Annotated in this window: 7 protein-coding genes and 1 pseudogene; 1 reads left to right on the top strand and 7 read right to left on the bottom strand. The window is 36.9% G+C overall.

Going from position 1 to position 10,160, the window contains the following annotated elements:
• Together AC1DPQ_RS07475 and AC1DPQ_RS07470 are read right to left on the bottom strand one after the other, a co-directional pair.
• Window positions 1–437: pseudogene (locus AC1DPQ_RS07475) on the bottom strand (polyphosphate kinase 1); the annotation flags it as partial.
• A complete protein-coding gene (locus AC1DPQ_RS07470; protein WP_477608612.1) occupies window positions 437–1,657 on the bottom strand; it encodes a Pycsar system effector family protein in 1,221 nt (406 codons plus the stop codon). The gene AC1DPQ_RS07470 and the pseudogene AC1DPQ_RS07475, both read right to left, overlap by 1 nt.
• Window positions 1,658–2,160: 503 nt before the next feature.
• Here AC1DPQ_RS07470 and AC1DPQ_RS07465 point away from each other — a divergent pair.
• Window positions 2,161–4,344, top strand: a complete 2,184-nt coding sequence (locus AC1DPQ_RS07465) for an alpha-galactosidase (protein ID WP_477608610.1) — start codon at window positions 2,161–2,163, stop codon at window positions 4,342–4,344.
• Window positions 4,345–4,608: 264 nt separating this feature from the next.
• Here the strand turns inward: AC1DPQ_RS07465 and AC1DPQ_RS07460 are convergent, their stop codons facing one another.
• The 5 genes from AC1DPQ_RS07460 to AC1DPQ_RS07440 all read right to left on the bottom strand — a co-directional run bounded on the left by AC1DPQ_RS07460 (window position 4,609) and on the right by AC1DPQ_RS07440 (window position 9,729).
• Complete coding sequence (locus tag AC1DPQ_RS07460; protein WP_477608608.1) at window positions 4,609–5,574, bottom strand: ROK family protein; 966 nt, start codon at window positions 5,572–5,574, stop codon at window positions 4,609–4,611.
• 367 nt (window positions 5,575–5,941) lie between these two features.
• Window positions 5,942–6,799, bottom strand: coding sequence for a sugar phosphate isomerase/epimerase family protein (locus AC1DPQ_RS07455; protein WP_477608606.1), 858 nt, complete (start codon window positions 6,797–6,799; stop codon window positions 5,942–5,944).
• Between the two features lie 285 nt (window positions 6,800–7,084).
• Entirely contained in the window at window positions 7,085–8,125 is a 1,041-nt protein-coding gene (locus AC1DPQ_RS07450; RefSeq protein ID WP_477608604.1) for an AAA family ATPase, read from the bottom strand.
• 49 nt (window positions 8,126–8,174) lie between these two features.
• Window positions 8,175–8,885 (bottom strand): RNA ligase family protein, encoded by a 711-nt coding sequence (locus AC1DPQ_RS07445; protein ID WP_477584217.1) that lies wholly within the window; start codon window positions 8,883–8,885, stop codon window positions 8,175–8,177.
• A 274-nt stretch (window positions 8,886–9,159) separates the two neighbouring features.
• Window positions 9,160–9,729 (bottom strand): porin family protein, encoded by a 570-nt coding sequence (locus AC1DPQ_RS07440; RefSeq protein ID WP_477584219.1) that lies wholly within the window; start codon window positions 9,727–9,729, stop codon window positions 9,160–9,162.
• Window positions 9,730–10,160: the final 431 nt, after the last annotated feature.

Genomic DNA, 10,160 nt, shown 5'->3' with positions numbered 1-10,160 from the left:
GCATTAATGTAAACAGGCTGCAGAAAGGCCATTACCTGACTCAAAAAATATCGGGTTGTATTTTTCTGAATTTCTGCAGGGAATGGTTGTCCATAAATTAAGTTTATCTTATTCTCTTTAAGCAAGGGAATAAGGTCTGATTTAAGCACCTTACCGTAACGCTGCTGCTGTTCCGAAATAAGCAAATTGGCCGTATTGRGCAAATTATCGTCAATCTGGATATCGTTGTCTTCCTTATTGCTCAATTTCTCTAAAGCGAGTAAGACCGGCATCCTTACGCGATAAAACTCGTCGAGGTTGGAAGAGAATATCGACAAAAACTTAATGCGTTCTAAAAGTGGAACGGTACTTCGCTCGGCTTCCATTAAAATACGCTCGTTAAACTTTAACCAGCTTAAATCTCTATTAAAAAAAGAGGTTTCTACTATCTGTTCCATTAAAGTTTACCGTAAGCTGCGTAAGCAATTACAAATGCAAATACTGCTGCAATTAAACCAAACATGAAAATATTGTAAGCCAGGCGGATCAGTTTATACTTTCTGCCCAAAACTACGCCTTGCGAGTATACGTCGGTGATTAAGGTACCATATAAAAAGTCTTTATCGTTCATCACTTTAATCATACCATCGGTATAACTGGGTAAGCTCATTTTATAAAAGTTACCAAAAAATAATAAGTTTACTTTTTTCTTATCCATATCTTCCTGCGTAAACTCTCCCTTGGGGATAGACGGGCGTGTTGATAAAATAGAAACCACCACACAGGTTAAACTCACTATTAACAAAATAAATGTGGGGATAATCAAGTTGCCATGGTCTTCCAATCGCCTAAGCAACAAACTCACGATCAAGGAAAGCATGATCGAATTTACGGTGATCAGGATATGCGCTTTATTATCGGCCATATCACTCAGGCGCTGGTTGTTGGCTGAGGTAATCCTAAACATCGTTTCGATCCCTTTATCGGGACGATCGTCTTTGTCTTTCTTTTTTTTATCCTTCTCTTTCACAATGACAGGGGCAAAGTTTAGGGGCTCTGCCAATTCGGCACTAATTTCCTCCTGCGATGTTAGTTTACTTTTCAGTTTGCTGATATTCTTCTGTTTCTGATCGCTCAACAACAGATTGGCATAATCGGTATGGTAATGATGTGATTCCATAAACTGGATATCTTTTTTACGCCAATCTAATTTACTGATATCTTTTTTATAGATCAGTTCATTTTCCTTGTGCATCAATTTCCCTTTTGCGCGGAAATCGGGCAAACCTAAATGGAACAGATCTGCATCGCAAATGATTTTATCAATTTCATTTTTAGGGTTCTGAGGAATTTTAGTGGCCAATATTGCGCTTTTAACATGGTCACGGATTTCTTGATTGACCTGATGTTTCGCTAAAAAATTATCAGCCAGTTCTGCTCCTTTTGCTTCGTGGTTTAGTGCATCTTCGAAATATCCCGTATCGTGAAAATAGGCCGCAACGGTTACAGAGAAAAAATCCTGTTCATTAAGCTGATAATGATTGGCAATTTGCTGCGCAGCATTTACCACTTCTTGTGTATGTTCCAGGTTATGATAAACCAGGCGAGGATCGTTATGGGTATGGAAGTAATCGCCAACGTGCTTTTCTACATCTTCCTGCAATTTTTTATAGTTCATGAGTGTATTCGGGGTTGCGGTAATTTAATATGACGATGGAAATGCATTTCTTGAAAATGTTTAAAGCTGAAAATTGTATTATTTTTTTATGATTATAAAATTACGCTAATTTTTTAAAAACAATGCTGATCTCCCCTTAACAATAATAATGCCTTGTTTATTTTACAATTAGATTTAGAAATGATTGAGTTTAGCACTATAATCTCCTGCGACTAGGTTATTTCTTGTTAAAAAAAGATTATAATCTGATATAAATAGGACATTCATTAGCTTCAGAAAATTCTAATTTGCACTTATTAGCTTGTAGTTGATAAGCAATAGTATTTTGAGTTGGCATTAATAACCTAAACCTGAATGATAGCAATTATGGTATTTATAATTGTTAATGCATTTTAACGCTTACAAGTTGGTTTGCTTATTCTAAAAACTGGCCTCGAATTTTACAAAACCAAATATAAAAGATACAAAACACTATACACTACCCAAAATTTCCCGAATAAATAATGAAAAGAAAAACTACTTTTTTTTTACTCTCAATGGCAATCGGCTTAAACAGCTTAGCGCAGAAAACGATAGAAATTGCTACAAAAAACAATGTACTGATCTTAGAAACAGATCGTGATAACACTTTATTATCGACATACCTGGGCAAAAAATTAGATAATGCGGGCGAATACCCAAGTATACAAGCATTAGATAAATACAAACCCGGCTCTGATGACCTTTTAAATAAACGCGAAGCTTACATTGCTTCCGGCTCGCTTAATTTATTAGAACCGGCATTAACCGTAACCCATGCTGATGGGAACAAATCTACTGTATTAACATTTTCGGATGTAAAAATCGAACAGCTGGATCAGAACAGAAAATTAACCAGTATTATTCTTAAAGATTTAAAATACAACTTTCAGGTTACTTTAAAATACCTGGCTTATTTTAATGAAAATGTAATTGAGCAATGGGCCGAAATTGAACATAGAGAAAAAGGCACGGTAGTATTAAACAAATATGCTTCGGCAAATCTTACCCTGAGTGGAAAAAAATTCTTCCTTAAAAACCAATATAGTGGTGCTACACGCGAAATGCGATCAGAAGAACAGCAATTGTTGCATGGCATAAAAACCATCGATTCGAAACTAGGAACCAGAACAAACCTCCTTCATTCTTCTTCGTTTATGGTTTCGATAGATCAGCCTGCGACTGAGGATACGGGCGAAGTAATTGCCGGATCATTAGCATGGACAGGAAACTTTAAGCTGGATTTTGAAACTTTCGACGAATATTACCTCCGCGTAACTGCCGGGATTARTAATTTTTCGTCGAACTATACTTTAAAGGCTGGCGAAAACTTCATTACACCCCGCTTTATTTATACTTATTCATCGGCAGGAAAAGGTTTAGCCAGTAGAAATTTGCATGACTGGGCCAGAAACTATCAAATATTAGATGGAAAGGGTGAAAGATCTACCATACTAAACAACTGGGAAACCACTTATTTCGATTTTAATGACGAAAAACTAAACGAATTAACAAAAGATACCAAAAAGTTAGGGGTTGATGTTTTTTTATTGGACGATGGCTGGTTTGGAAATAAATATCCACGCAATGGATCTACTTCTGGCCTGGGAGATTGGCAGTATAACAAGCAAAAGCTAAAAAATGGAATCAGTTCATTAGGCAAAGAGGCCACAGCAAGCGGTGTAAAATTTGGTATTTGGATAGAGCCCGAAATGGTGAATCCTAAAAGTGAGTTATACGAAAACCATCCCGATTGGATTATCAGACAGCCTGAAAGAAAAGAATATTACATGCGTAACCAGTTGGTGCTGGATCTAACCAACCCTAAGGTTCAGGATTTTATATATAAAACAGTAGATGATCTTTTTAAGGAAGTGCCAGAAATAGCCTTCATTAAATGGGATTGTAACTCCTTAATATACAATGCAAATTCTCCTACCTTAAAAAATCAGGATCATTTTTATCTTGAATATATCAGGGGATTAAACGGCGTATTGGAGCGGATTAGAAAAAAATACTCTAAAACACCAATGATGCTGTGTGCCGGAGGTGGTTCGAGAGTAGATTATGCCGCATTACAACATTTCACCGAATTTTGGCCTAGCGATAATACCAATCCCTACGACCGCATCTTTATTCAGTGGGAATATTCGTATTATTTCCCTTCTATTGCTGTAGATAACCACATTACCGATATGGGTAAACAGCCTATTAAATTTAAAACAGATGTGGCCATGATGGGAAAACTCGGTTATGATGTACGTGTAAATGAGTTAAGTAAAAATGATTTACTTTTTAGTCAGAATGCCGTTAAAACCTATAATGGCTTTAAAGATATTATCTGGCATGGTCAGCAATACCGCTTACAGGATCCTTACGAAAATAAAATAGCTTCAATTGCTTATGTAAACGAAGCAAAAGATCAGGCTATTGTTTTTAACTATCATGTGGCCACCCTTTTTACTAATGGTGTGATATTACCAATTAAACTTAAAGGATTAGACCCTGTTAAAAGATATAAAATTGAAGAAATTAATCTATACCCTGGTGCTAAATCGCCAATTGACAGTACTAAAGTTTACTCTGGCGACTTTTTAATGAAGGTAGGCTTTAATCCAGAAGCAAATGCTTACAGAACCAGCGTGGTTTTAAAGGTCCAGGCGATATAAACTGTTTAAAAACATAAGCTCTAGATATTAAGGGTGGCTTATCGCCTCCCTTTTTTTGATTAAAAATCGATTTCAACTCACATGCTGTCATGTTGAGCCTGTCGAAACACCTTCAAGAGTATTTAAACGGGTCCTTCGACAGGCTCAGGATGACAAATCTATATTTATGATACAACCTCTTTTTTAAAATTAAATACTTTTTGTTCTTGCTTATTTACCGCAAGAGATTCAGATTCAAATCAGTACTATTCTTTTTCTGATGAACTATTTTACTGCATAATCAAAAGCCTTAAACTTTTGAAAAACATTTGCTGCACAGCCCAGTAAACCTGCTTTATTGCCCAACTTAGCAGCAACTACCAATTCATTACCAGGTGCAATAGGCACTGCTAAAGTTTTAATTCTTCTTTCAATCTCGCGAACATAGAAGGCACCAGATTCGCTTATGCCTCCACCAATTACAATTTTTTGCGGACTAAATACATTTATAAAACTAATAATGCCAGTAGCTAGGTAATCGAAATGCGATTCCATAGCTTCAACGGCATATTCTTCTCTCGCAAGATATTTCTCTACCATATATTTACCATCAATCTCTTCTGGTGAATTAGGGTGGATAGACTGATAATGGTTAAGCAGGGCGGATACCGACGCATAAGCTTCTAAACAACCGCGACCTCCGCAGGCACAGGCAACCCCACGGTGTTGTACAACAATATGCCCTAACTCTGTACCTCTATTTCTAAATCCTCCGTAAAGCTTGTTATCAATCATCACAGCACCACCTATTCCAGTTCCTACGGTAAGGAAAACCACATCACTACAATCTTTGGCCGCACCGTAAGTCATCTCTCCTAGCCCCATTAAATTGGCATCATTATCCATTACAATATTATAACGTGTTACTTCTTGCAGGATTTCGCCTAAAGCCAATTGTTTAAAGCCAGGTAAATTATCAGCACCGGCAATAATCTTATTGTTGTAAATAATCCCCGGAAAACCTATGCCTACCCCCAGAATAGGGTTTTTAATTTTTTTAGCACAGGAATTGATCGCTTCTACAATGAGCGCAATAATTGCACCTTGTGTTTTCGCATTTTTTAGCGATACAATAATGGAATATAAAATTTCGCCATTTTGGTTTACTACTCCACATTTGAGTGAAGATCCACCCACATCAATTCCGATAGCATACGATTGTTCCATATTGAAATTATTTAAAGTAATCATATACCAAACCTAGTTTAAATCTCATTTGCATTGCTTTATTGGACATGTTTTTCAATAACATTTTATTATTCGAATCTAATATAGACTAAAAATGGAATTCGATAAACTCTACCCGTTAGATTTCAGTCCAAAACCTTTAAATATTGATTAAAAAGAGAAATAAACACTTAACAGTAATCATTTTTAGGCAACACAGCCATAAACGTAATGCTTTTAAGTGTGAGGAGTGCAGCTCGGCCCTTATGCAGTTTGGGGCACGCAGCTACTAAATTCTTCATCACTAAGCAGTTTTCTACCTACTGTATTACCTATTGCTTAAAAACAACCCAACAAGCTAGCTATATAGCAGTCTCCTTTTTTAGAAAAACTACAAATATCTTTTTCTCCAAACCTGCATCATATATACATTTATTTCCCATTGATCGGCAACTGGAAGGTTGGTAAACGGAATGGTTGGCATATAACTGGGCGGGYCAAATTCAGTTAACATGGTCAGGATTTTACCTTGTTGTTTTTTTATGGCAACAACCTTGTCCCACCAGGCAAAATGAGCTTCAACCGCTTGTTTCCATTCCGGCGCTCTCGGATCGCTTACCTGTGGTCCTTCTGCATGGCCAACCCTGGAGTGAACATGATCGGTACGTGAAATGGCAAGTGCCACGGTTTCTGGTTGGTCTTCGAGTAAACTTTCGCTCACATTACACCAATGAGAAATATCGAGGGTTAGCCTTAAATCAGGGTTTTGCTGTAAATATTGTAATGATGCCGGAGCTGAATAAAGCATACGAGACCGATGAGTTTCATGATAAATTGGAACTCCTGTTTCTTTGGCATACTGAACAGTAAAATCAATGAATTTTTTGTTGTCCTGGTATTGAAAAAAATCTTTTCCCGAGTGAACATTTATATACAATGGTTTTTGATATTGATGTTCAACAGCTTCGCTAAGTACTTTTTTAAAAGTTGCAAAGTGCGGTGCTGGAAGGGCTTCATCTCCACGGCAAAGAAAACCAACTTCTAATTGATATTTTTTTAACGCTTTAAATAACTCTTCTGCAATTTCTGGCGACCATAAGATTTCTATTCCATCATAACCCGAATCTTTTGCCTTTTTGCAAAAATCAGTTACCGAGCCATTAAAGCCCCAATAAGGCGCCATGACTTTTAAGGCGAAACCATTTGTCCATTTTTCAGATCCTAAAGAAGGTGCACTAAATGTTTCCATTGGTTTTAAAAATAAAGCTGATGTGAGTGCCATGCTACCGCCTATAAAATTGCGTCGGTTATATTTCATTTGATATATATTACGGATTCAAGTTACACATTTTTAGTTTTTAAAGAATTTAGTTCATATTAAAAGGTGATTTCATTAATAACCAATCAATCAGCAAGCATAACCATTATGGAACAAAAAAGCCCTTCAGAATACGCTGAAGGGCTGTGTTAATAACAGGATGTTTTTCCAATGATTTCTACCATAGCTCGCTTAATTACGAACTTAAAACATCTATTATCGAATCCGGTAAACGACCTGATGTGCCTCCCACTGTGCGGGTACTTCGAGTTTGTTCGCCAATTTATTAAGTATTCCCGCAGGTACAATAGCTGTTCTATTTTTATTCTGAAGATGCAAATGTTGGTAAGGCACTTCGATATAGACAATACTTATTTTTGCCTTGTAAATACTAAACAGATCAATTAACTGCGTGCGCATCTGGCTCGTAGTATTAGTAGCATTCCAAACAAATGCCTGCTGTTTACGCAAATAAACCCTGGCTTGCTCTTTTGCTTCTTGTATTACCCTCCCATTACCTGCTTTATCCGTTGGAGATATTCCCTTTTCCTTACGGATACCGTCTAAAGAGATTATCGGCCAATCTGCGTAATGTGTTTTAATATAGGTGTCTTTTCCGGCACCAGGCAAACCGCTCATTAAAATAACTTCCGTTACTGGTTCATCAAATGGGATGTAATCTAAATAAGCATCTTCATGTTGCATAAAATACATTTGCGCAGCATTTGATTTAAACCGATAGGAGTTTCCCCAGCATTCGTTTTCCTTACAAAATTCTTCGAAGCAAGCTATACGATATAACATCTCTTCTTGATCATCACAGATACGTCCAAGCATATCTACTTTTGCCAATAAACATAACCATTGCAGATTAACTTCCATGCTTGCTYTAACTAAAACTTTCACAGGATCAGTTTTTTCAAATAACCAAATTGGCAAACCATGGTGCCTTACCAGCCCTACAATTTGTTCACGAATGGCAAAAGGCGCTGGTTCATCCTGATATAGTAATTGCCTTGCAAATTGAGCTCCTTTACGCGCATGTCCTTTTGAGGTAATGCTTCCATCTGTTTCAAAAACAGTTGTACTGTACTTTTCAACATCGTGCAATAAAGAAGCTGCCCATAAAATTTCCTGATCCTGTTCAGATAATGATTTAAAAGCAGGTTCATTTTGTAAAGCRGTTAGCACCATTTGCGTATGTATGGCCACATTACCTTCTGCATGATAGCGTGAATCTTGTTGAACGCCTGCCATGCGTTTTACCCAATCAAAGMGAATTTCAAGATCCGCCCACTGTTTATTTTCACTTAAGGCCCACATGCTTACCTCCTTCATTTAGCAGTGATGCACGTTTCCAGCTTCTGGTCCAATGCTCGTCAGTTTTAACATGCCCCTTGCGTACGTATTTGAACACGTTTTGGGCAAAATCATCAACGGTATACCCATCGGCATTCCTGCTAACAATTCCCTCCATAGTAACCTGGGTTTTATCGTAAACATCATAGGTATCAAATTTACCTGTCCCCTTTACCAACTCGAGTATTTCTTTTTCGAACTGTTGTTGATTTTCCGGTTTTTGTTCTATTTTAATTACAGGAACAGTTGGCAGATCTAACATATTTGCATAAAACTGCGTTTCTTCCCAACTTAACCAATGGTCGAATTCGCGGATACCGAATACATAAAAATGATGTTCGAGCTTGCGATATTCAATAGAATGAATAGCATATAAGTTCTCTACGAAGATTTCTAAGTCYCCTAAATCATGTTTCGCAAGTTGCCAAAAACGTCTAAGACTTTCTGTCCATGGTGATGTAGTTGGAGCCGCGTGCGAGCGAGCAAACACGCCGTGTTTAGACAGGCAATTATTCTCGCCATCGAGTTTTTCGGTGTGTATAAGTGTAGGAATTTTTTGTAAATATTCCCAATAGTCGTGCTGTATCCTGTCATCGCTAGTTGTTCCCGGCGAAAACGGGTAGTGATAAGTACGACCATATTTTTTTGAAATAGCCATATTGTAATAAGTAAAGTAAAAAATAAATAGTAATTACTCCCTCCCCAGGTGGGAAAGGTCATTCAACATTTATATGCAAATGATATTACATGACACAAGACTTAAATAGTTCGTTTGGCAACAAAAGTAATAAAACTAATTTAGTTTCTTTTAACTAAAGAAATGTTATTTAAGAAGTTAACAAAAAAAATCCATTTTTCTTTAGCGAAAAATGGATTTATGTTCTTCCAATATTTAAACTGATGAACTAGAGGAATAAAGAAGTTTAGAAGTCTTAAAACAATTTAAATCCGACAGATAGATTAAACAAACCGCTTTTTTCATTCAGGCCTTTATTAATTTTTGTAAGGCCACTGCTGTATCTGGCATCAATACTGATGTTGCCAATATCTACCCCGGCATTGATCACTCCACCGAAAGTAAGCTTTTTATAATCAAAGCCAACCGGCCCTTTTGCTTCGTTAAGGGTATAATTAACATCGGGCCCCACAGAAACCCTGAAATTTAAGGCTTCGGTATCAATCAGTTTGTAGCCCACCATAAGGGGCAAATTAAGTTGGTTAAATTTTGGGGTATAAGTGCTAGCTGCATAAACATATGAACTCTTAAAGCTAACATAGTTCAATTCTGGTTGAAAATATAATGATTTACCAACCCGGGCAAATACTCCAAAATTATAACCCACCTTTCCTTTTTTATCTGTTATGGCATTTAAACTTGTTGGCAATGTTCCATAGTTTACACCAGCTTTTACACCAAATACAACATCAGCATCTTGTGCTTTTGCCACTCCTGCTGTAATAACGATAACAGCAACTAATAAATAAAACTTGTTGATTTTCATACTTTTTTGTTTTTAAATAATTGAATATTTATTGTGTTTTGAAAGTATGACAACAACGTTTGTATTTACCCCTATGCCCAATGTCATTTATTTTTATGGAGAAAACAAATAACATTTGTCCTTCGACAGGCTACCATTGACGTTATTTTACAAACCGCTATTAATCAGCATTTTAATCACTTTTACATTTCCGTCCAGCTAGGCCATAGCACGGTATCTCCGTTCTACTTAAACCCGGCCTAACAAATTTTTCGGGCTGCACTGTCCTAGCCGCACAACTGTCTTCAAAAGAAAACGGCGAAGCCCTCATGAATGCAGCTGAAAACTATAATACAAAATGAATAAATTTTCAGCCGGCATTTTTTGTTTTTTCATAGGCCTTTATGTTTTCAACGGCATTCAAGCTAGCTATGCTGGTCTTTTTGATGCCA

This window comes from Pedobacter sp. 01T416_2 (assembly GCF_056398925.1).
This window is presented reverse-complemented; position numbering and strand designations above follow the sequence as displayed.

Coding starts and splice junctions, on each gene's coding strand:
- AC1DPQ_RS07470 (WP_477608612.1), bottom strand. CDS start 1,657: ATGAACTATAAAAAATTGCAGGAAGATGTAGAAAAGCACGTTGGCGAT.
- AC1DPQ_RS07460 (WP_477608608.1), bottom strand. CDS start 5,574: ATGATTACTTTAAATAATTTCAATATGGAACAATCGTATGCTATCGGA.
- AC1DPQ_RS07440 (WP_477584219.1), bottom strand. CDS start 9,729: ATGAAAATCAACAAGTTTTATTTATTAGTTGCTGTTATCGTTATTACA.